A 22,124-nucleotide genomic window follows, 5' to 3' on the forward strand; every position below is an offset into this window, starting at 1 on the left:
CACGACTATAATAGTTCAAAGATATCTGCTTCTCTGTCACCAATAGTTATAACTTTAGTGTCTTTAGGTATAATATGCATAGTGTCCTTAAGTGCTGCTATCCACTTATAACTTTCTTTATCTTCACTAGAAGAGATATATTTTCTTCTTGATTTCTCTTGTGCAGTTTCTTCACGTATAGCACGAGCCCAACATTGTTGAGAAGATAATCCTAAAGGTAATCCTTCCACTGTAAACATCAAGGCACTATGCACAATCAGCCCCATTTTATGTTTTGTATAAGACTTTGAGACGCTACCGAGTCCTTTAGTTTTAATATGAGAATCAAAATCTAGGTATGTTGTATCCTGAACTGAAAATACAAACTCATTACCTTTAATCCTTTCTTGTGTTTCTTTATAATGTGAATGATAAATTCCCGCTGGATCAAATTTTTTATTGCTAAATAATCTATACGCTCCTTTAGCCTCTTTCCAACTTCTGCAACTTTGATTTATTGAACCAGAAGCTTTGCTTTCTATAAGTGAGCTAGTTTTAATAAGCCTTTTTATAAGTCTTTGATCTCCAAAGTTAACATGCCTAAATTCCCTTTCTAACCACTTATCACCTAAGTTGTAAGCATTAGATAATGCTTGTATATGCCTCATTCTTTCCCCTTCTTATATTTTAAGTATATAATTCAATATTATTTTATACTTAATTTTATATTTGTGGGTAAAAGTAAGGATTTAAATCAGGGGAATAAGACGGTAAGAATTTTAGTTTACTGCCAGCTTTTTCGATTAATTCTTTAGCCCTTTTGGATTTGTGAAAGCTTGCATTATCAGCAATGACAACCTGTCCAGGCTTTAGCTCCGGCACAAGACAATTTTCTATATAAGTTTCAAACACCTTACTATCACAGCTCCCTGTAAAGACTAGTGATGCGATTAAACTATTCCGATTTAACGCACCAATAAAACTTGTTCTTTCACTACGTCTCCCAGATTTACTTCCATTACAACGACTTCCTTTCATTGACCATCCATATTCATATGATTCATTATCATTCATGCCAGCTTCATCAAGATAAACTCGTTTCTCTATCGGCACTTTTTCTAATTCACTGAGAAAATCTTGTCGCTTTCCTTCATCTCTTTCTTTATACGCATATGTCTTTTTTTTCGAGTAATATTGAGTTTCTTTAATGCACGACTGATAGTCATTATACTTACAGTATTATCTAGTTTTTTTGCTATCTCTGTAAGCGTTAAAGAGTTATCTTCTTTTATTAAATTACCAAACGCTAATAAATCAGGGATTTTATGACCATACCCTTTCTGGTATCCTTCTTTTGCCTTTATATCTCCAGTTTGTTTCTTTAATCTAATCCATACATAGAGCATTGACCGACTAATTTTAAAGGTCTCGCATGTAAATGCTATTTTTTTATGTTTTTCATAATGTTCTATAACTCTAGAACGTAAATCATAACTGTATGGTAACGGCATATTTCTATTATATAATTTTTTTATTATCTATTATTATAACTAATATCTAACTATATGTTAACTGCTATATCTAATCTTGATACAAAACAAGATTCAAAACTAAATCCCTTTCAAGCTAGACAAATGGAATTGCATCATTTTCATATTGAATGGGCTTTGGCTAATGCAATAGATGTAAATAAATTTAATAATTTTTTTAGACCTCATCTTGCTCGCTTACATCCAGAATCTCAACTGTATAAGGCATTTATGGATAGTGAAGCTATTTTAGCTTGGATAGATCATCATCAGGATAATATGATGCCATTATGTGATGTTGCATCATCGTCATTCATATTATGGAATTCATGCTGTTTCGTATCCTGATTGGAATGCATCTAATTTATATACAGATGATTTTATCAATAGTATACATGAAGAAACAAATATGAAAAAGTAAGTTTTTATACAACCTACAATTGGCATCGTCATAGTTAACTAAATAAATCTTTAAAAAGCCTCTATCCTCAAATTTTAGGCGGCAAGAAGGCTGTGAGTAGGCTATCGGTGACGGTTATATAGATTTTGTGGAAACTCGTTCCCTTTTCATTTTTGTAGTTGTCACTTTATCGTTTAAAGGAGTACCAATGCCGAATTGGTATAACTTGCCACATGAGATTTAGCTGATTCAATATGAGCTATAATATTATCAAGGAGTTTCTTTGACAACTTGCTTTCTAGTATAGTATTGTTTTTTATAATTTGATTTGTATCTATCACTGTGCGTCCTAGTATTTAGTTCTCATAATGATTGGAGGCGGAACTTTTGTTGTCAAAAAATAGTAAAAGTTAGAACTTTATAGGAAATATAATAGCATCAAAACGATAAAGTGACAACTACAAAAATGAAAAGAGAACGAGTTTCCACAAAATCTATCCAACCATAACCGATAGCCCTATTGAGTATATTTTAATTCACGATATATTGTAGACCGCCCCATTTGTAATTGTTTTGCAGCGTTAGTAGGGGATATTCCGGTTTTAATTAATCTTAATGCTGCATCAAGTTTTTCTTTATCTAAGTTAGGACGCCCGGGAGTTTTACCTTTTAAACGTGCAGCATTGATTCCTTCCTTAGTGCGTTCTGAAATTAGTCGTCTTTCAAAATGGGCAATAGCACCGAATACATGGAATACAAGTTCTCCAGCAGCAGAAGAGGTATCAATCTTTTCTTCAAGAGACATCAAACCAATCTTATTTTTCTTAAGATACTCTACTGTTTCAAGCAATTCTTTTAAACTGCATCCCAAACGATCGAGTCGTACTATACAAAGTAAATCATTGGGTCTAGCATAAGCAATTAATTCCTCCAATCCCGGACGTTCAAATATTCTACCACTGATAACATCTTCAAATATTTTAATAGCTCCCGCTTTTTTAAGACGGTGTCTCTGAGAATCTAAGTCTTGTTGTTGCGTTGATACACGTGCATATCCCAAAATATCAGTCATTACCTTGCCATTATGAATTCAATATCAAGGTCAACTTTTTGCCATATCTTATCACAAGTAAGTATAGGGTAATTTTTAAACATTGCTAAAGCAATACACCCCCTATCTCCTAAGGATAGACCATACTGTTTTGTCTTTTTGATTATTTTTGCTGTTATTAATGCTTGTTCTTCGCAAAAATCTATAATTTTGATACCGGAAAGCTTTATCAGGTTTCTACAGTCGTCTTCTGTTAAATTTTGTACTTCAATACAGTACTTGTATACTTCCGCAATATTTACACTTGAGATTATTGCATATTTCATATGCTGCCTTATGGATTCATATCCAAGTTCTTTTGCAAATAGCATTATAAGAGCAGAAGAATCAAACACTATTTTTTTAGCCATTTTTTACACTTCTATTTTCTTCTATTTGGTATTCTTCATGCTTTCTGTTTATAAAATCATCTAGCACTGAATCTTTTCTATTATTTTGGTTTTTTGTAAAGATTGCATGCATCTCATCTATTATTTGGTTAGCATTAATTATCTTTACCTCATTTTCATAAACTTCTAGATTAACTTTATCACCCGGTTGTATATTAAGCCTTTCTCTTATTTCTGATGGAATCAATACTCTGCCATGTTGATCCATATTTGTTATTAATTTCTCCATATTCTATACCAAATACTTGTTTAGGTCACTTTATCATTTATTACTATATGTCATTTAGATAAATTACGCAATAAATTTATAGATTTACCCCGTCTAAAAACCGAACACTTCTTGGACTAGGTTCAACTTTGTAAAATTACACCTCAAAATCTGTCTCTAAAATACGTCCATAAATTATGTCTAGAAATATATAGACTTTTATAAACAACTTCTTTGTGAATTTTCTACTTCTAGCATTGCTTCATATTCTTCTTTCCATTTTTTATATCTAGAATCAGTATCTCTTCCTCTTAAATCATCAATTGGTATACCAGTTCCATTTGACAAAATAATTAAAGCTTTTTGTAAATTATTTTACACTCTACTGTAGTACAGGTAGAATTTACTATAATTATTAGGTTTTACTGTAGTATCTTTACATAAGCATTCAAAATTCTGTCAATAACATTCTAAAATGTCCCGGTTTTGTAACAAGGTAATTGTCCGTTTTATTGTGAATCTTTTTTTTTAAATTTTTAAAAAATATTTTTTTAAATTTAGATGGTTGTGGTTGTGGAATTGTGGGAAACTTCGTTAGAAGTTATCCATAATTCCACAACCAGTTAAAGTTAGTGATGCACAATAACTAGCTAAATTTTGCTAAAAAATATGCCTAGCTTTTTATAAAAATATATTATAAAATGAATCTATAACACCTGAAACATATTTTATCCTATTTGATGTAACTGATAAATTGCTTTTATATGTCTGACAATACTAAGATTTACCAATTTAAAGTACATCTTAAAGATATAACTCCAATGATTTGGCGTAGTTTTCTAATTCAAATTTAGTTTTGCCCCTGATTTTGAATGGTCTCTAAGGAATGAGGATATAGAAAGATATGTATAAAAAATTGAAGCGTCTTATTAGTGGAGAAAAAAAACCATCTCTAAGAGAACAGTTGTTAAATGCAATTCAGGCAGAAGATAAAACACAATGTATAGAAATTGTTAGTAACAACGAACAAAATCTAGAAAATTTAGATTTGTCAAAATGTCAACTAGCTTTACTTAAGAATCTAACTGACAACCAAAATCAAGAGAGTCACATATTTTCTGATTTCAAACAATCATTTGTAGATAGATTATCTGTAGAGCATATACTATCAACATTTTCAAGACAGATAAGCACCCCTTCTAGAGGATCTGTTGTACCAAAGAAATTTGTTACCCAAAAAAGTGTACCTTCTAGTATTCCTATTGTAGATACATCACTGTCAGAGCTGGTAAGTACAAGCTCTAGAGCATCTTCTGTGCAAGAACCATCTTTAAATCATGACTTTATAGATTCTATGATATTGTATAAACTTATACAAAAGAATGATACTCATGCACTAAATGTATGTTTAGGACGTAATATTGATCATAATATTGTAAGGAGTATATTAGATACAACAATAAAGCAAGGTAATGTAGAAATAGTAGAATTATTATTAGGGTACTACATTGATGTTAATGCTAGAAATTCTTCAGGTAACACTCTATTACATGTAGCAACACAGAATAACCAAAAGTCAATAGTAAAGTTATTATTAAATATTGGTGCTGATGTTAACGCTAAAAAAAACTTCTGGGGAGACTTCATTACATATAGCAGTAAACTCAAATAGTAATGAAATAGTAGAGTTATTATTAAATAGTGGTGCTGATGTTAATATTGCGTTCTTACACAATTCTCCCTTGTATACAGCAATATCTAATAATTCTACTGAGATAGTAGAACTATTATTAACAAAATTGCAAACAGTAACTAAAGAAGAATTATTTAAAGCAGTAAAAAATGATAATACTCAAATAGTACAATTGTTATTACCCCAGATTACTAATATTGATATTAATGCTATAAATTATAGTGGACGAACTGAATTACACATAGCATCATCTGATGGTAATATTAACATGGTTAAGTTTCTGTTACAACACCAAGCTAACCCTAATACTAAAGATAATAGGCAAAAAACACCGTTGGAATCAGCAATATATCATGGTCATTTAAATATAGTGAAGTTGTTGTTTGATCACAAAGCTCATGATGACCTCACACATTTATTAGTTACAGCAGCAGTGAATAATCACAATGAGATTGTAAAATTTTTGTTAGAAGAAAAAAATGCTAACCCAAGAAATGCCGAGTGCGACGCAACGCCCTTATTACATGTTATGATAACAAAGGGTAATATTGATATTGTAAAGATGCTAATAGAACATGGTGATAATGTTAATGTTGCATATCATGATGAATATCCAATAGATGTTGCAATAAGAGAAGAACAATATCAAATACTGGAGTACTTGTTAGAACATAAAGATAAGATGGGTGGATATTTTTATGCGGTTGACTTTTCTGATCTCTTATTATCTAAGGCAATACATAATGACTGTCCTAAATTATTAGATATTTTATTGGAGAAACAGCACCAAGAGGTTAATTCTTTATGCAAATATGAAGGTGGTCCATTTAATTATTCCTCTTCTCTGATACATATAGCTGTGTACTATGGAAATTTAGTACAACATCTATTAAATAAAGGAGTTAATATTGATTTAGTAGACAAAAATGGCAATACTGCGGCACACATTGCAGTAATGAGAAATAATATTGATGTATTTAAGATTTTACTAAACAAAGGAGCTAATATAGATATAAAAAACAATAATGGCACATCTGTTTTAGATTTAGTTAATAGTAGTAACAATCAAAATTTTTTTGATTATAGACAAGCACTTGACGAACTATCTGCATGTGTTATTCCTATTATAGTTGATGAAACACTGTCATTAAATACTTCACATAGAAATATTTTGCAACAATATCAAGAGGTGAGAGAAAATTTATTATTTATACATTATATAAAACAAGGACTAAAAGCTAGTGAAATTGATAATACAAGTGATATTAATAATTTATTGGTAAAACTAAATAATCGTATTAGTGATTCTTATTTTCAGATTACTAACGTAGTACAGACAAAATGTGTTTTTGAAGAAGGATTCAAGATGCCTACGGATGTACTAGTTAAGGTTTGTAGATATTTAAAATTAACTGATATAATTAAGGATACAGAGGCTGCAAGTGATGTAAGTAACTTAGGAGCATGCTCAGACTTGATATCATTTGATTCGTGAAAATTGAAGTTATAAGCACCAAACAAACTGCTGTACATTTGTAATAACATGAACTTTAAAAGTTGGCAAAACCAAACTTCTATCTGTAGAAAATTTGGCATTAGATGTTCTACTTTGTATGATACTTTAAATCGCTTAGATTCTTTAAATAGTAAATCCTAATAGTCTAGTTGTTTTATGGACATTTTAAGTCAAAAACCTTTGCTCATGCTTGCAAAGAAATTAACGCTAACTATGACATAGTTTAAGATTTGAAGAAATTAAAAAAAGCCGTAAAGTTGTTGCTATTAGGTTTTCTTTTAAACCAGTAGTGACTAATAAGATCACTAACCGGAAAACTGGTATTACTAGGAATATTTACAAAAAACCAACAAAACTTCAATCGGAAAAAAAGGAAAGAGAAATGGGATTATCAAAACTTTCTGATATTTTTGAAAGTTAGTTTTCTTTTGATAATATGAAATGTGTGATTTATAGACCTTGTTACAACAAAGATGTAAGATAAAATAGTATCTAAATAACCCGAGTTGCCAATTAATTTATAAGAGCAGAGCTAGGTTTTATGAACATTTGAAGTTAATTTGTAACATTAAAACACTTAATAAAAACTATATTTTTTAGAAATATGTTTGTATTAAAAATGTTTTAGTATCGAGCCTCACATGAAACCAGCGTTAAATATAGCTTTTGCCAGTATAATTAATTGGCAACTCGGGTTAATTATAAAAAAACTTGATTACTACAGCTTGTTATAATAGGAATTAAGTTAGAGACTTATAAGGTCATTTGTAATGGATGCTAAGATTAAGTTGCGTTTGAGTTGGATTAAGTTATATAAACAGTTAGAGCATGCAGGAAAGGTATGCGAACATTATGGTATTTCACGCTTTACATATACGCAAGTGGTACAAACGCTATGAAGTATTAGGTAAAAATGGTTTGTGTGATATTAGTAGTAAGCCCAAAAACTTTCCTTTTCAAAAAAGAAGTGAAGTTGATGAAAATCTTATACTTAAGTTAAGGAAAGAAAGTAATCTAGGATCACGACGCATTCATAGTGAATTAAAGCGTTTATATGGTATCTCATTTTCTACAGCTACTATACATAAAGTGCTTAAAAAACATAATGTAGCTCCGTTGAATTTAAAACGTCATTATCGTAAACAAATTAAACGTTATAGTTCTAAGATTCCAGGAGAAAGGGTGCAAATGGACGTTTGTAAAATCGCTAATAATTTATACCAATATAAAGATCACAAAGAACAGATTTAGACGAATTTTATAGTAGCACTGATCCTAAGGATCAAGAGCTTCAGAGTAAGCTTATGATTTGGGAAGAGTATTATAATAAGCATCGATCGCATAGTTCTCTGCATGGTAGAACTCCATGGGAGAAATATAAAGAACTAGGACATACTATTCCTTCTATAGAAGAAGTACATAAAAGTTATAATTCTTCAAAAGAAACTTTTGCTATACAGAATTACAAATATGACCAAGAATTTAAATCTGCTATTAAACAAAAAAATATATTAAGTACTAAAAGATAAGTCGTAATTTTATCTTACATTTCTGTTGTAACAAGGTCTATAAATCACACAATAAATGACATAGCTATATCTACTATACCTAATTTTTCTAACATTTACAACTGATGTGAACCGTTTTATTTTTAATTTGATATTTTAGATTTTTCTTGTTCTACTAACAACTTAAGACATTTTTGTATATATTGCTTATAATCATCTTTAGTTTTTAATCCTAATTTAGAGTAACCACTAAGCTTCAAATCTTGATTAGATATTAACTCAGAATGTAAAGATTGAGCTAGTGTGACTTGCAGATCGTAAGGCACATCAGGTAAATTATCAGAATAGTCCTGAGAAACAAGTGGAGTAATACCAGCAAGAGCATCATCTGTACGTGGAATCTCTAAAGACAGTATATCACCAATATCTTCTGCATCAGCATCACGCTTTGTTAACGACGGTAAGTTCCATCTTTTTTGAATAGTTTTTAAAATGTTAGTATGATCAAATGGTATATTTCCTTTAGCTCGACATACTGTACCAGGTTGAATTCTAGGAGAAATTGCAATAGTTGGTACTCGCACTCCAAATCTGTTAAAATGAAAATTAAATTCCGCATTATAACCTATATAATGATCTGGAGGAGTAGCATTATTTGGTGGAGCTACATGATCATAACACCCGCCATGTTCATCATATGTGATGATTAATAAAGTATCATTCCAAATTGGGCTATTACGTAGCGTATAATAAACATCATACATTAATTTTTCTCCTCGAGATACATCAAAAGTACCAGGATGCTGATCATTAGCTGCTTTTCCAAAACCTAGATCTGGTTCCAACCATACATAAGATGCTAAAGTCCCATTATTAACAGCTTGTTGAAAATCTTCAAAAACTCCAAAATGGCTTGGTGACGCATTTATGGTATCAGGATACATTGCTCTAGCAAACGGGTGATTAGAATCATACCCATATATACTCCAACTAATGTTATTCTTTGATAATAATCCAAAAATAGTAGGAGCATTAAGTATAAACTTGGTATTATCTAAATAACCGTTAGTAGTACCAGCACAAGCAAAGTTCCTATTAGGAAAGGTCTGAGATGGAGCAGAAGCAAACCAATGATCAAAAACTACATATTTTGTTGCAAGAGTAGAGATAACTGGTAGAGTTTCAGGGGTAAACATGCCCATAATATTTGCTTCAACTGTTCCAGCTATATGCGAATAGCCATCTACTGCAGATTCTAAGATAGCAACACCAAAATCCTTAACAAAGCCACTATTGTTGATATTTATATTCCTAGTAGAAGATTTACCAAATAATTGTACATTTGTATGCCAATATCCTTCTCCCGGATCAGATCCAGGCATAGTATGCCATTGATTACGGTCAGGAGTAATTTTAAATACATTTACCTTATTACCTTTTGTATCATAGTTAAACTCATTACCAGTTAATCCTTCAAATGCTTGACCACTAGGAGATTTATTTCCTTGATCAGTATAGAGAAAACCTAACATATGATCAAAAGAACGATTTTCCATCATTAAAACGATAATGTGTTTTATTTCATTTAAAAAATTATTGCTCATAGTAATCCTATATTGTTTAATTTATATTTCTTACTTAAGATCAAGAATTATTTTGAAAAAATAATAAAATCCTTGTCAATGCCTGTAATAGTAGAGATAAAGGCAAGTCTGACCCACTAGCTAACATTTTTTTGGCTATTTCAATAGTTTTATTTTTTACTCATAGCGTCCTATAACTTTTTAAAGAGAGAGAGGGGAATGAGCTGTAAAAGGCATAGTGAAGTAGTATAAGGTTGATATTTTGGGAATAATATAATGCTCCAAATACTATTTCAAGAATTAACTCTATACATATTTGGCAATAAATCAATGTTAAAATGTTTAACCAACACAGGACACTTTAAAAGTCGTAGCAAATAATTAAAAAGTTATATGAATTTTAAATATTTAATATCATTTTTATGTACGAAAGTCCGACTAATGCCTTTTTACAGAGAGGTAACCTTTTTTCATGAACAATAGTTAATTCAATAACAACATTAACTTTTAGTTGTAGTTTGCTAAATCACTTGACCATGCACAATGATAATATTTACTTATTTAATTTTATATTTTTATATAATTTGTTAACCAATAGTTGTGATTTTTAAAACCACCTTGGAGTGACAGATCAGGGCAGTTTAAAAGTCGCAACTAAATAATAAAAAATACTAAATTACAGAAATAAATAGTTGCCATCGCGAGCCACAAAGTGGCGTGGCGATCCAAATAAACAGCTTGCTGTTTTATTTTTTGCCACTGCAATTTTTGGATTGCCACGTTGCCGCTTTTCGACTTCTTGCAATGACATTTATGCATTTAAAAAACAAACTTTTCTATCATTAGTTATGACTTTTAAACTGCCCTAGTGACAAATACCAAAATAATTAGTTGACAAAAAGTAGAATATGCATAAACATTAATATCAATCACTAATATGTAAGCTATCACAGTAGAAAATAACTGTATCTATGACAATCTACACTACTTTGGGAGTAATAAATATACTAAATAATATTAAGAGTTATTATGAGCAATAATTTTTTAAATGAAATAAAACACATTATCGTTTTAATGATGGAAAATCGTTCTTTTGATCATATGTTAGGTTTTCTCTATACTGATCAAGGAAATAAATCTCCTAGTGGTCAAGCATTTGACGGATTAACTGGTAAAGAGTTTAACCGTGATATAGAAGGTAATGAGGTAAGTGTATTTAAAATTACACCTGATCGTCATCAATGGTATACTATGCCTGGGGCTGATCCAGGAGAAGGATACTTTCATACCAATATGCAATTGTTTAACACAGAATTTCCTCCTCATCCTACTGCTGATAGTCCTGTTATTGCTAACAATGGTGGGTTTGTTAAAGATTTTGCTGTTGCGATGTTAGAATATTCATTGGATGGTTATCCATCTATACCTGGAACAGTTGGAGCAAATATTATGGGCATGTTTGCTCCTGAAGCAATACCAGTACTGTCTAGTCTTGCAAGACAATATGTAGTTTTTGATCGTTGGTTTTCTTCTGTTCCATCTCAGACCTTCCCTAATAGAAATTTTGCTTGTGCAGCTACTAGTAACGGTTGTCTAGAGAATACACATGTCCTATTGCACGCTCCTAGTATTTTTGGATTATTGTCAAAGCACAACATTAGTTGGAGTATATATGGGTATGATTCTAATCACCCGTTTGCTAGAGCAATGTATCCTGATACCATAAATGCGTCACCAAGCCATTTTGGAGTTTTTGAAGATTTTCAGCAAGCTGTTAATAATGGAACCTTAGCATCTTACGTGTGGTTAGAACCAGACTTAGGATTTGGAACAGCGTCTAATAGTCAACATCCTAGTACTTTGGATGTCTCTCGAGGAGAGAAATTAATGTATGATGTTTACTATACACTACGTAATAGTTCAATTTGGAATGATAGTTTATTAATTATCACATATGATGAACATGGTGGGTGTTATGATCATGTAGTTCCACCAGATAATGCTACTCCTCCAGATCATTATATAGGAGAGAAAGCAGAGTATAACTTTGGTTTTAATAGATTTGGGGTACGAGTACCAACTATTGCCATTTCTCCTAGAATTCAACCTGGTACAGTATGTCGAGCTAAAGGAAATATACCATTTGATCATACTAGCATTTTAAAAACTATTCAAAAAAGATGGAACTTACCGTCGTTAACAAAGCGTGATGCTGATGCAGAAGATATTGGTTGATATACTGTCTTTAGAGATTCCACGTACAGATGATGCTTTATCGAGTGTTAATGTACCAATTATTGAGCAGGACAAATCTTGTAATTTGCCATATGATTTACAAAGTGCATTAGCTAAATCTTTACATTCTGAATTAACATCTAATCAAGGCTTGAATTTTGATAATTATTCTAAATTAGGATTAAAAACTAAAACTGATTATAAGGAGTATATACAAAAATGTCTTAAATTATTAGTAGAACAACAAAAGTAATAAAATCTTATATGCCCTAAATTGGATAATCAAATTGAGGAAATTAGCACTAAACAAAATGCTACGCATTATGTAATAACATAAACACACTTTGGTGGTAAGTTTCAACCCTTACTTTTACCCACAATTTTGGGAAAGAAATATAGATAATATTTCGATACTTTCTGTAAGATTTTCGTAGCCCCTCCATAATGTCATAGTTCCTGGTAATTTATCATTTTTTCTATTCATAAATCCTCCTAATTTACCAAGCCAAATAATAGCTTGTTTCATAGTTGGAGGTTCTTCAGGTATAAAAATAGTTTTATGCTCTCGAATATAAAGAGCTTGCCATTCTTGTGAAGTTAAAATCTTAGTACACACTTCTTGCGGATGAGATATTGCTACTTTTGATAAATATAAAATTTTAAATGCAATGATGCTTTTTATGGCAATTAATTTTTCTAGTCTTTCTTTTGTAGCTAAACGAGAATTTTCTATTTTACATCCAGATTTTAGAACTCTAAAATATTCTTCAATTCTCCATCTTAACTTATACCAATTTATCCTTTCAATCGCATCTTCAAAATTACTGACAGGAACATTAGTTAGCAAGAGACAATCAATTGCTTCCACTCCTTTAGGGGGGAATTTTTCTTTAGCTCTTACAACATAGAGCACTACTTTATCACTGATTTTGTGTTCAGTATTTTTTGAACCATATAATGAAAGGGTTCTAATTGGTATTAAACCAGACATATATTTTATTTCAATATTTGCCATTCTTGCTGCTTCATTGTTCTTTTTTGGAACCTGAATTACTATTTCTTTCTTTGCTGATATCTGATTTATATGGGTTTGCAAATTTGTTTTTCTTCCCTCTGTAGAAATAAATTTTCTATTTTGTCTATTACGAACAATAAACAAACTACCCTTTTCTTGACACGACCATAATAGTTCAAAGATATCTGCTTCTCTGTCACCAATAGTTATAACTTTAGTGTCTTTAGGTATAATATGCATAGTGTCCTTAAGTGCTGCTATCCACTTATAACTTTCTTTATCTTCACTAGAAGAGATATATTTTCTTCTTGATTTCTCTTGTGCAGTTTCTTCACGTATAGCACGAGCCCAACATTGTTGAGAAGATAATCCTAAAGGTAATCCTTCCACTGTAAACATCAAGGCACTATGCACAATCAGCCCCATTTTATGTTTTGTATAAGACTTTGAGACGCTACCGAGTCCTTTAGTTTTAATATGAGAATCAAAATCTAGGTATGTTGTATCCTGAACTGAAAATACAAACTCATTACCTTTAATCCTTTCTTGTGTTTCTTTATAATGTGAATGATAAATTCCCGCTGGATCAAATTTTTTATTGCTAAATAATCTATACGCTCCTTTAGCCTCTTTCCAACTTCTGCAACTTTGATTTATTGAACCAGAAGCTTTGCTTTCTATAAGTGAGCTAGTTTTAATAAGCCTTTTTATAAGTCTTTGATCTCCAAAGTTAACATGCCTAAATTCCCTTTCTAACCACTTATCACCTAAGTTGTAAGCATTAGATAATGCTTGTATATGCCTCATTCTTTCCCCTTCTTATATTTTAAGTATATAATTCAATATTATTTTATACTTAATTTTATATTTGTGGGTAAAAGTAAGATTTAAATCTTATTGAACATCATTGGTTTCCGATAAAAAATAACATTAGAAAATTATTAGATAAAGGAATTTCTGTATTTGAGGCAAGTTGTAGAACATTTAAAATAATGTATGAACCTATATGTTAAGTGCTATAATTACTTGTTATAAATTATTACAAGAATATAAAATACTTAATTAGCCTGAATTGATGAAAAAACGACATAATAATTTATGACAAAAAATAATTTTATTCTGAGAGTAGCGATTCGATATTTTCAAGATAAGAAAAATAAACATGTTATAAGAGGGTACTTAATTTTGTCTATGTGACTCTTTCACCTATCAAGTTACCCTCTTATAACTACTTATAACATGTTTTTAAGATGTAAGAACCTTAATGCTTAATTGTTCTTGCTCCACAAATCCATGTTATATTGTTTGCAATATTCAAACATATCAACTGTATTAGGGTGGTGTATGCCAAACTCCTTAATTTGTGGCTTGCCAAAAAATTTATAATTATATAAATCATTATTTTTACAAGCAGCTTTTGCCCCATGATTATATAAATCACTTACTTGAGTAATATTTTTACTTTTGTCTTTATATAAGTAATGATATATGGTAAAAGCTTGCTTGTAAGATTCTATTGCTTGTTTAATATTATTTTGAGCAAACAAAATATCTCCTTGTACTACATAACTTTTTGCTAAATTTAAATCTTGCAAATAATGTGCTGTCTGAGTTTTTTTATATTCATTTGTTGAAAATATTGCCATAGCTTTATTAATGTGTTTAAATGCTTTATCTACTTTACCTAAGCCTAGCTCACTTTTTGCCATTTGTGTATAAATACGGCTAAACACATAGCTCCCTTTTTGTATAGATTTTTGAATGTCATATAATTGTCTAATTTGCTCATAAGCTTCTTGATATCTACCAAGACAATTTAGTATTACTGCTTTACTTAAATAACTACTAGTAAAATATGCACTATTAGGAGATGTGCCATTTTTTATGCCAAGTTTAATAATTTTATTATAATAATCTAAAGCTTCATCGTATTTGCCGTGCAAAAAAGATAAATAGCCTTTTAAATTATACATAACCGATATATTCGATTCATTCACTCCTAGTTGATCCATTTGCTTTATATATTGTCCAGTAATTTCAGTATTGCCTAAAGATGCATGAGATCCTGCTATATTTGAAATAAGACTAAGTTTTGTGAAACTGTTGTCATCATTAATTTGATCTAAAACTTTTAATGCTCTAGTACTATATGAAATAGTTTCTTCATAATTTGTCAGTAAAGCATTATATACTGATATGATATGCAAGTACCTAGCATAACGCTCTTTTTGGTATTCAGACATTTTATGTAGCTTAAATTCTTTCTTTTGATCTTTATGCTCAAACCAATCGACCATTTGTTTTGCTTTATAGAAATTATGAGAATTTACATATATAGAAGATAATTTAGCTCTCAAATCAAGCATTGAATATAAATCTATATGGTATTTTCTAGAATTATTTCAAAACTTACGCTATGAGAAAAAAAATGGTACATTATGTTGAGTATAATTTACAAATGCCAAGAGGATAAAATTGCAAGCAATACCAGTTAATAGGACAGATTACTGTCAATTTCTAATAGTGAGTCAAAAGAATTATAGTTTGACCTACTATGCTGAACATGCCAAAAAATGTAGCCATGATGTTATTAATAGATTTTTAAAAAATGAAAAATATACACCTTCTTTGTTATGGGAACATATTAAGGATGATGTTATTTTATCGCCTAACGGATATACAATATTTGATGATACGGTGTTAAATAAAAGAAATACCAAGAAAATAGAAATTGCTAGATCACAGTACAGTGGGGCTACAGGTGGTATTACTACTGGTATAGGAGTAGTAAGTTTGGTATATTATAATCCGGATATTAATAAGTTTTGGGTAATAGATTACCGAATTTTTTCGCCCGAACATGATGGAGCGACAAAAGTAGAACACCTATTAAATATGTTAAATAATGCTGTGTATAGCAAAAAGATTCCTTTTCAAACTGTGCTTTTTGACACATGGTATGCTACGCATAAAATTATGCAACATGTTGATTCCTTGGGTAAATATTATTATGCTCCTATTAAAGCAAATAGAAACGTTACTAAAACTTCCTCTTCTAAGCCTTATAAAGCTGTTAGCAAGTTAACGTTTTCAGATGAGGAAATTAAGAGCGGAGTGGAGATTCATATAAAGGGCTTTGCAAAAGATAAGCATGTTAATTTGTTTAAACTTACTGTTTCTACCAACAGAGTTGATTATATTGTTACCAATAACAAAACTCAAAAATCTTCTAAAGCCGTACAAGATGAGTGTGGCTTTCGTTGGGTAATTGAGAGCATGCATAGAGAAATCAAGCAACTTACCGGTATAGAACGATGCCAATGCAGAAAACAACGCATCCAGCGTAATCACATTAGTTGTGCATTTTTAGTGTGGGCTTTTCTAAAAAGAACTGCACACAAAATAGGTAAGACGGTTTATCAAATAAAGTTAGGGCTTTTAGATCATTATATGCAACAGCAGTTACGTTCACCCTCTTTACGCTATTTAGAACCTTACATAGCGTAAGTTTTGATTTAAAAGAATAGTTAAATTCTCGACTATAGTATTTGCCGTCATCCAAGAATATTGGAAATGTATATTGTTTGATTGGGGAAGTTTAATAATAATATTTTCTAAATATATTTTATTACGTTTATCACCATTTAACTCCATTATTTTATTACTAATTATATCATGCATCTCAAAAACAGGGTTATCTTCGTTAGAGTCAATATTGCTAATTAACATGAATTTGGATAATTGATATATATCATCATTGAAAGTATCAGGATTATCAGTGATAGCAGTAAGTAATTGTTTTGAGAAACTTTGATTGTTCAGTAAGGCTATTTTGTTAAGTAACTGGACTGTACTAGGTTTTAGTTCCTTAATGACCATGTTAATATTGGTTGTTATTTTGTCAGTTGATTGGTAAATTTTCTTTTTATACTCCTCTTTATCTAATCCTTTGATTTTATTAAGTAATTGGACTCCTTGCACAATAAGTATTGGATACCCTTCAAAAGATTTGATTAAAAATTCCATGGTATAGTCATCTTTATTATCCAATAAATTACTAGCTAAAGCTATAATAGTCTTCTTATCAAATAAAGTCATCTCTATCGCATAAGGTAAAAGTTCTATATCTTGAGAGCAGAATATCACATTTCCATTATGTTCCCAATCAACAAAATCTTGCACTTTTGCATTTTCATTCACTTTTAGATTATCAAATATTAACAACCAATTATTAATAGAAGTTAAATATAATAATACCTCCTTCTTAGCTGAATCAGCATTCTCGGATATATGAGTCTGCCTAGTACTGCTGCTTAGCTAACTTAACAAATTGTTCATTAAAATCAAGGTTGCAATCAAAAAACCAAATAAGGTCGTAATTATTTTTATTTTCATAACTATACATCCTAACTAGCTGAGTTTTACCTATTCCACTGATACCTACTATACTTGTTTGCTTATATTTACTTAAATTTTCCTTAAGAGTCTTAAGTTGTTGCACATGATTTACGAAATAACTAACCGGAATAACCAAATTAGATACTTGTTCTTGAGCAAAAGTATTACTATAAATAATTAGTAATATGAATAATGTTAAAAATTTTTTCATACACTGAGCCTCTGTGTAATCTATTTTATTAATTTCCTTGTAGTATACTCTATTTTATAGAGCCACTAATAGATATATTATAATTTTATAGCAAAAATTTTACTATTTTCTGCATAAATTAAGATATTTTTTATTCACATGGTTAAAGCAACAGGAGATAGAGGGTGTCTTAATACATCTATATTCAGGGAATGAAAGTAGGTGGTTTTTAGAAATATATCTAAAATTATCAATAGCCGACGCTCATAAAGAATATGAAAATGTAATTAAAAAATTCCCAATTTAAAGTAAAGTAGGTGGCTGGTTGTTCATTTTCTGACACTCTGGCTAGTCCCAAGGGTATCTATTAATTTATAATATGATTGATACTATAAAAAATCCAATTTGCTGTATACTCCTTTCTAGTAAATATTAAACAAATGCAACATGTATCTTGAGAGAGTAAGAAAAATACTTGCAAGAATGCTTTCAAAGGAGTTAGCTTACTTTTGAAGGTAGAAAGAGGTGACTCTGTAAATGCGACTAGATATTAAATCTGTGGTTCTGATAAGGTCCTCTTTCACAACCCTAAAGCTGAACAGTATCTTAAGAAAAGTCTATACTTATTCTGTATAAACATGGTTAGCTAAAGTCTAGTTTCCCTTTTTAAACCTCATCTTCCAAGGAGTAATATAATGTCTAAACCAATTTTAGGAATTGATGTATCCAAATTAGATTTAACTATTTCCTTACTCATTGATAAAAATCATTATCACACTAAAGTAACCTGAATTCGATGTAACAAGTTACATCGAATTCAGTATTATATATAGAAACAATCAGGTTTGAAACGGTTGCCCACCTGATTGTTAAAATATAATACTCCATTCAATATGTGATTTTAATAATTAAAATCACATATTGAATGATAAAAAAAGTTAAAATGCACTCGCGTCAGCCGCTTCAAGAGTGCATTTTTCCTTATAACAAAGCAAGTATCAACATAAGAATTAATAATTCTTATATCGAACTCATACAATAAAAAAACCATGATAAATATAACATGATCAGTTATATATAGTGGTAGGATGGGTAAACTGTATGTCGAATTGAAGCTTTGAATTTTAAAGACTTCGTACCTCAGCAAAGACCCATCCTGTTTTGGATAAAGACTACGAACGGATGTCATAAGGTTTAAACCTTGCGTATGAGTATGTAGCATATCCTATTATTAATATAAATCATGAGGCTTTATATGGTAACAACTTATATTGGTGTGGACGTTAGTAAAAAAACTTTAAATATCTATCTACCAGCTACCAACAAGGCTTTTGAAGTTACCAATGATCAACATGGCTTTACTATTATGCTTAGCACTATTAATAAATACTATCCTGCCTTATCTGAGTTAGTTGTTGTCTTTGAACCTACTGGTGGATATGAACATAATTTAAGAGAATTTTTAAAAATAAATAAATTGCCTTTTGCTACAGTACACCCTAATAAAATGCGTAGTTATGCTAAAGCTAGAGGATGGCTTGCTAAAACTGATAACATCGATAGTAAATTACTACATGATTATGCAACATGCTTTATTAAAAAGAAGGGAACAATTATTAGTATTTAAGAATCAAGAAGTTGCTAGGCAGGATACCGAGTTTAACCACGTAATCATCTTATCTTTGAACCAGCATATTACTAGTTTAACAGAACAATTACAAGAGATTGATGAGAATATCAAAGCCTTAATTTCTAAGAATCAAGAAATCAAAGATAAAATTGATAAGCTTACTTCTATTCCAGCAGTTGGCATTACTCTTGCTACCACTGTAATATGTGAAGCACCAGAACTTGGTAATATTACTTTTAGAAACTTAACTGCTTTAGTAGGTCTTGCTCCTTTTGCTAGAGAAAGCGGTAGTTATAAAGGTAGAAGAAGTATTTTTGCAGGTAGAGGTAATCTTCGAAGAGTTCTTTATATGGCTGCAGTAGCTGCCTTACAATGTAATAAGCGTTTACGTAATTTTTATGACCACTTAATTGCTAAACATAAACCAGCAAAAGTTGCTCTTGTTGCTGTTATGCGTAAATTACTAGCTTTTATGCACTCTATTGTCAAAAATAATTCTTCTTGGAATGAAAATTTATGTTAAGTTATTATTTTCTTATTGACTTCTATTACGGATGCTGAGGTTAAAATAGTATCTACTTTTGTTTAGATTTATACCGTTCGTTTATTTTACAATCAACTAATATTTTCTACCTATAGCTATTTTTTAGATAAACCATTTTCTTTTTTTTACCTCTCTTTTCTTCACCCACCCACCCTACCTAAATAACCCACTTAAGGAGCATTCTGCTGCCTATATAACAGCTTGCCAATAAAATAAACTATGTAGTTACAAGTTAGGTTTTAGCATTTGCTTTTGGAATCCCTCTACCCGCACTTGGGCAAACTAGGTTTACCTAGTTTGCCTGCACTCAAAGATTCAGTTCTTGTCATTGCTATTACCCAAAACTCACGGCTTAGATAATATGGCAATATATCATTGTAGCAAATCAGAAGTACAAAGAAGCAAAGGACACAATGCAGTTGCAGCAAGTGCCTATATTTCAAGAAGTAAATTGCAGCTTATTAGCACCTCCAACCAATTTACTAACAAAAGAGCAATTAAAATCAATTTATTTGCAGATTTTTAGTGGAGAAGATGGTAAAATAATATTAGAGGATTTAGCTCAAATGAGTGGTATATATCGCAGCAATTTCGTTCGGCAGGAAAGTGATTACACTGCCTTTCTAGAAGGACATCGGGCGTTGTTCCTGTATATATGCTCGCAGGCTTCAGAAGATGATGGAGTTAATAATATCGATGGTGCTAAAAATACTAATGAATTAGATAAGTAATAGCGATATTTAGTAACAATTAAGAGGTTATGTTATATGTTTTTATCAAGGTTTCTTGATCCTAAAAATGATTTTTGTTTTCGTAAAATCTTTGGTACTGAAAAGAACAAAGATATACTTGTACATTTTTTAAACGATGTTCTTAAGTGTAAAGAAAATGAGCAAATAATTGAGGTGACGTTTTTACCAACTATCCAAGACCCTGATATTGCTATTTACAGAAAGTCTATTGTTGATGTGTTATGTAAAGATCAACACGGTAATCAATTCATAGTAGAGATGCAGGTAAGCAAACATCCAGGATTTGAAAAAAGAGCTCAGTTTTATGCTGCTAAAGCATATTCTCAGCAGAGAATTGAGGAAGATGAGAAACACAAGAAACTGGCAGTATACGCCAAATTAAAAGGAGTAATATTTTTAGCAATAGCGGATTTTGTGATGTTTAGCGATAGAAAACATTGGAAATCAGAACATCGTATTTTAGAGACAGAGACCTATGCCCATGATTTAAAAGATTTTTACTTTGTTTTTTTAGAGCTTGAGAAATTTAAAAAAACTATAGATGAGCTAAAGACTATAGAAGAGAAGTGGATGTATTTTTTTAAGCATGCAGGAGATAGTAAATTAACATTAACAGAAATAGAGCATTTAATAGGTAAGGATGAAATTATTAGAAGAGCCTTTGAGGCAGTAGATCAAGCTAGCTGGTCAGAGGCAGAACTTAACACCTATGAGCAAATGACCAAAGCTCGTCTTGATAATTTAGCGGTAGAACAGCAACAAATTGAAGATGCTGAAGCTAGAGGTGAAGCTAGAGGTAAAGCTAAAGGTAAAATTGAAGAAAAAATAGATACAGCAAAAGAAATGTTAATTGATAATGAGCCAATAGAAAAAATAGTTAAATATACAAAACTAACCATTGAAAAAATAAAACAGTTAAAAAAAGAAATAGAAAAGTCAAAAGAAGAGTAAGTCGATAAGCAAAGAAGTAACTGCTAATAATTATGAAACTAGCCCTACCTCTAGTAACGACTGGCTAGCTAAATAACCTTGAGGAAATATAGTTGAGCCCATAGGATTGGGTGATAAAGAACATAACGATTGTAAGTTGTCATTATTCCTAGCCGCAGCGGGAATCCAGATACCTGCTTTCGCAGGTATGACACAAAGTTTGTATCACCTAATTCAATAGACCTCCTTCGAAACTCTACTTCTGCTGGTGATTTGTACGTCGATGCGGTACTCGAATCCGTAACGGAATTAGAGTACGCTGCGGTTCTGCCTCTCCTTCAAATCCCTCAGCACAAGCGAGTTTCGAAAGAGGTCTATTAATAGATTTACGACTCAATGGAGAACTTAGCACAGAAGAATTTCAAAGAAAAAAACAACAATTAAAAGATCGCCAATATGAAATTGATCGTTTACTGAAAACTTATGATGAAGTAGACGATAAATTTACTGATAC

General features: G+C 30.9%; 26 protein-coding genes and 1 pseudogene. 13 read left to right on the forward strand and 14 right to left on the reverse strand.

The window, feature by feature from the left end; genetic code table 11:
* Nucleotides 1-5: 5 nt before the first annotated feature.
* From AAGD19_RS07250 to AAGD19_RS07260, 3 genes are read right to left on the reverse strand one after another with little or no spacing between them, the layout of a single operon-like run.
* The gene (locus AAGD19_RS07250; RefSeq protein WP_341747757.1) at nt 6-647 is read right to left on the reverse strand and encodes a transposase DNA-binding-containing protein; all 642 of its coding nucleotides are present in this window, start codon (nt 645-647) and stop codon (nt 6-8) included.
* Between the two features lie 55 nt (nt 648-702).
* Nucleotides 703-1,188 carry an IS630 family transposase gene (locus AAGD19_RS07255; protein ID WP_341748476.1) on the reverse strand — a complete coding sequence of 162 codons (486 nt, stop codon included), beginning with the start codon at nt 1,186-1,188 and terminating at the stop codon, nt 703-705.
* Complete coding sequence (locus AAGD19_RS07260) at nt 1,098-1,490, reverse strand: IS630 transposase-related protein (RefSeq protein WP_341747473.1); 393 nt, start codon at nt 1,488-1,490, stop codon at nt 1,098-1,100. Before AAGD19_RS07260 ends, AAGD19_RS07255 begins: the two co-directional genes overlap by 91 nt.
* 54 nt (nt 1,491-1,544) lie before the next feature.
* On the opposite strand from AAGD19_RS07260, the gene AAGD19_RS07265 reads away from it, so the two are divergent.
* Entirely contained in the window at nt 1,545-1,856 is a 312-nt protein-coding gene (locus tag AAGD19_RS07265; RefSeq protein ID WP_341747758.1) for a hypothetical protein, read from the forward strand.
* 246 nt (nt 1,857-2,102) lie between these two features.
* Here AAGD19_RS07265 and AAGD19_RS07270 read toward each other — a convergent pair whose 3' ends face one another.
* The 5 genes from AAGD19_RS07270 to AAGD19_RS07290 form a co-directional block, all read right to left on the reverse strand.
* A complete protein-coding gene (locus AAGD19_RS07270; protein ID WP_341747759.1) occupies nt 2,103-2,249 on the reverse strand; it encodes a hypothetical protein in 147 nt (48 codons plus the stop codon).
* A 176-nt stretch (nt 2,250-2,425) separates the two neighbouring features.
* Nucleotides 2,426-2,980: a recombinase family protein gene (locus tag AAGD19_RS07275; protein ID WP_341747760.1), complete on the reverse strand. Its 555-nt coding sequence runs from the start codon at nt 2,978-2,980 to the stop codon at nt 2,426-2,428.
* Entirely contained in the window at nt 2,980-3,369 is a 390-nt protein-coding gene (locus AAGD19_RS07280) for a type II toxin-antitoxin system VapC family toxin (RefSeq protein WP_341747761.1), read from the reverse strand. The genes AAGD19_RS07275 and AAGD19_RS07280 overlap by 1 nt, the downstream gene beginning before the upstream one ends.
* Nucleotides 3,362-3,637, reverse strand: a complete 276-nt coding sequence (locus AAGD19_RS07285; RefSeq protein ID WP_341747762.1) for an AbrB/MazE/SpoVT family DNA-binding domain-containing protein — start codon at nt 3,635-3,637, stop codon at nt 3,362-3,364. Before AAGD19_RS07285 ends, AAGD19_RS07280 begins: the two co-directional genes overlap by 8 nt.
* Before the next feature lie 198 nt (nt 3,638-3,835).
* A complete protein-coding gene (locus AAGD19_RS07290) occupies nt 3,836-3,964 on the reverse strand; it encodes a hypothetical protein (RefSeq protein ID WP_341747763.1) in 129 nt (42 codons plus the stop codon).
* A gap of 556 nt (nt 3,965-4,520) precedes the next feature.
* Here AAGD19_RS07290 and AAGD19_RS07295 point away from each other — a divergent pair.
* The 5 genes and pseudogenes from AAGD19_RS07295 to AAGD19_RS07315 all read left to right on the forward strand — a co-directional run.
* Nucleotides 4,521-5,288 (forward strand): ankyrin repeat domain-containing protein, encoded by a 768-nt coding sequence (locus tag AAGD19_RS07295; RefSeq protein ID WP_341747764.1) that lies wholly within the window; start codon nt 4,521-4,523, stop codon nt 5,286-5,288.
* Nucleotides 5,227-6,804 carry an ankyrin repeat domain-containing protein gene (locus AAGD19_RS07300; RefSeq protein ID WP_341747765.1) on the forward strand — a complete coding sequence of 526 codons (1,578 nt, stop codon included), beginning with the start codon at nt 5,227-5,229 and terminating at the stop codon, nt 6,802-6,804. Before AAGD19_RS07295 ends, AAGD19_RS07300 begins: the two co-directional genes overlap by 62 nt.
* Before the next feature lie 310 nt (nt 6,805-7,114).
* Nucleotides 7,115-7,246, forward strand: coding sequence for a hypothetical protein (locus AAGD19_RS07305; protein ID WP_341747766.1), 132 nt, complete (start codon nt 7,115-7,117; stop codon nt 7,244-7,246).
* A 431-nt stretch (nt 7,247-7,677) separates the two neighbouring features.
* Nucleotides 7,678-8,076, forward strand: a complete 399-nt coding sequence (locus AAGD19_RS07310) for a helix-turn-helix domain-containing protein (protein ID WP_341747767.1) — start codon at nt 7,678-7,680, stop codon at nt 8,074-8,076.
* A gap of 38 nt (nt 8,077-8,114) precedes the next feature.
* Nucleotides 8,115-8,354 (forward strand): annotated as a pseudogene (locus AAGD19_RS07315) (IS481 family transposase); the annotation flags it as partial.
* A gap of 122 nt (nt 8,355-8,476) precedes the next feature.
* Here the strand turns inward: AAGD19_RS07315 and AAGD19_RS07320 are convergent.
* Nucleotides 8,477-9,937 (reverse strand): alkaline phosphatase family protein, encoded by a 1,461-nt coding sequence (locus tag AAGD19_RS07320; protein WP_341747768.1) that lies wholly within the window; start codon nt 9,935-9,937, stop codon nt 8,477-8,479.
* Between the two features lie 655 nt (nt 9,938-10,592).
* The gene (locus AAGD19_RS07325) at nt 10,593-10,727 is read right to left on the reverse strand and encodes a hypothetical protein (protein WP_341747769.1); all 135 of its coding nucleotides are present in this window, start codon (nt 10,725-10,727) and stop codon (nt 10,593-10,595) included.
* Nucleotides 10,728-10,945: 218 nt separating this feature from the next.
* Here AAGD19_RS07325 and AAGD19_RS07330 point away from each other — a divergent pair, with 218 nt between their 5' ends.
* Complete coding sequence (locus tag AAGD19_RS07330; RefSeq protein WP_341747770.1) at nt 10,946-12,151, forward strand: alkaline phosphatase family protein; 1,206 nt, start codon at nt 10,946-10,948, stop codon at nt 12,149-12,151.
* On the forward strand, nt 12,132-12,404 hold the full coding sequence (locus AAGD19_RS07335) for a hypothetical protein (protein WP_341747771.1): 273 nt from the start codon (nt 12,132-12,134) through the stop codon (nt 12,402-12,404). Before AAGD19_RS07330 ends, AAGD19_RS07335 begins: the two co-directional genes overlap by 20 nt.
* A 117-nt stretch (nt 12,405-12,521) precedes the next feature.
* Here the strand turns inward: AAGD19_RS07335 and AAGD19_RS07340 are convergent, their stop codons facing one another.
* Together AAGD19_RS07340 and AAGD19_RS07345 are read right to left on the reverse strand one after the other, a co-directional pair.
* On the reverse strand, nt 12,522-13,973 hold the full coding sequence (locus tag AAGD19_RS07340; protein ID WP_341747474.1) for an IS4 family transposase: 1,452 nt from the start codon (nt 13,971-13,973) through the stop codon (nt 12,522-12,524).
* Nucleotides 13,974-14,434: 461 nt separating this feature from the next.
* Nucleotides 14,435-15,532: a tetratricopeptide repeat protein gene (locus AAGD19_RS07345; RefSeq protein ID WP_341747772.1), complete on the reverse strand. Its 1,098-nt coding sequence runs from the start codon at nt 15,530-15,532 to the stop codon at nt 14,435-14,437.
* 157 nt (nt 15,533-15,689) lie between these two features.
* Between AAGD19_RS07345 and AAGD19_RS07350 the strand changes: the two genes are divergently transcribed.
* Nucleotides 15,690-16,673: a transposase gene (locus AAGD19_RS07350; RefSeq protein WP_341747233.1), complete on the forward strand. Its 984-nt coding sequence runs from the start codon at nt 15,690-15,692 to the stop codon at nt 16,671-16,673.
* Here AAGD19_RS07350 and AAGD19_RS07355 read toward each other — a convergent pair.
* Nucleotides 16,653-17,390 carry a hypothetical protein gene (locus tag AAGD19_RS07355; RefSeq protein ID WP_341747773.1) on the reverse strand — a complete coding sequence of 246 codons (738 nt, stop codon included), beginning with the start codon at nt 17,388-17,390 and terminating at the stop codon, nt 16,653-16,655. The two genes, AAGD19_RS07350 and AAGD19_RS07355, sit on opposite strands and share 21 nt — an antisense overlap.
* A gap of 76 nt (nt 17,391-17,466) precedes the next feature.
* Nucleotides 17,467-17,775, reverse strand: coding sequence for a hypothetical protein (locus AAGD19_RS07360; protein ID WP_341747774.1), 309 nt, complete (start codon nt 17,773-17,775; stop codon nt 17,467-17,469).
* A 1,234-nt stretch (nt 17,776-19,009) separates the two neighbouring features.
* Between AAGD19_RS07360 and AAGD19_RS07365 the strand changes: the two genes are divergently transcribed.
* From AAGD19_RS07365 to AAGD19_RS07380, 4 genes are all read left to right on the forward strand, one after another.
* Complete coding sequence (locus AAGD19_RS07365) at nt 19,010-19,381, forward strand: IS110 family transposase (protein WP_341747775.1); 372 nt, start codon at nt 19,010-19,012, stop codon at nt 19,379-19,381.
* Nucleotides 19,335-19,907, forward strand: coding sequence for a transposase (locus AAGD19_RS07370; protein WP_341747776.1), 573 nt, complete (start codon nt 19,335-19,337; stop codon nt 19,905-19,907). Before AAGD19_RS07365 ends, AAGD19_RS07370 begins: the two co-directional genes overlap by 47 nt.
* 449 nt (nt 19,908-20,356) lie before the next feature.
* Nucleotides 20,357-20,659 (forward strand): hypothetical protein, encoded by a 303-nt coding sequence (locus AAGD19_RS07375; protein ID WP_341747777.1) that lies wholly within the window; start codon nt 20,357-20,359, stop codon nt 20,657-20,659.
* Between the two features lie 36 nt (nt 20,660-20,695).
* Entirely contained in the window at nt 20,696-21,631 is a 936-nt protein-coding gene (locus tag AAGD19_RS07380) for an Rpn family recombination-promoting nuclease/putative transposase (RefSeq protein WP_341747778.1), read from the forward strand.
* Nucleotides 21,632-22,124 lie beyond the last annotated feature (493 nt).

The organism is Candidatus Tisiphia endosymbiont of Dascillus cervinus, assembly GCF_964026405.1.
Taxonomy (GTDB): domain Bacteria; phylum Pseudomonadota; class Alphaproteobacteria; order Rickettsiales; family Rickettsiaceae; genus Tisiphia.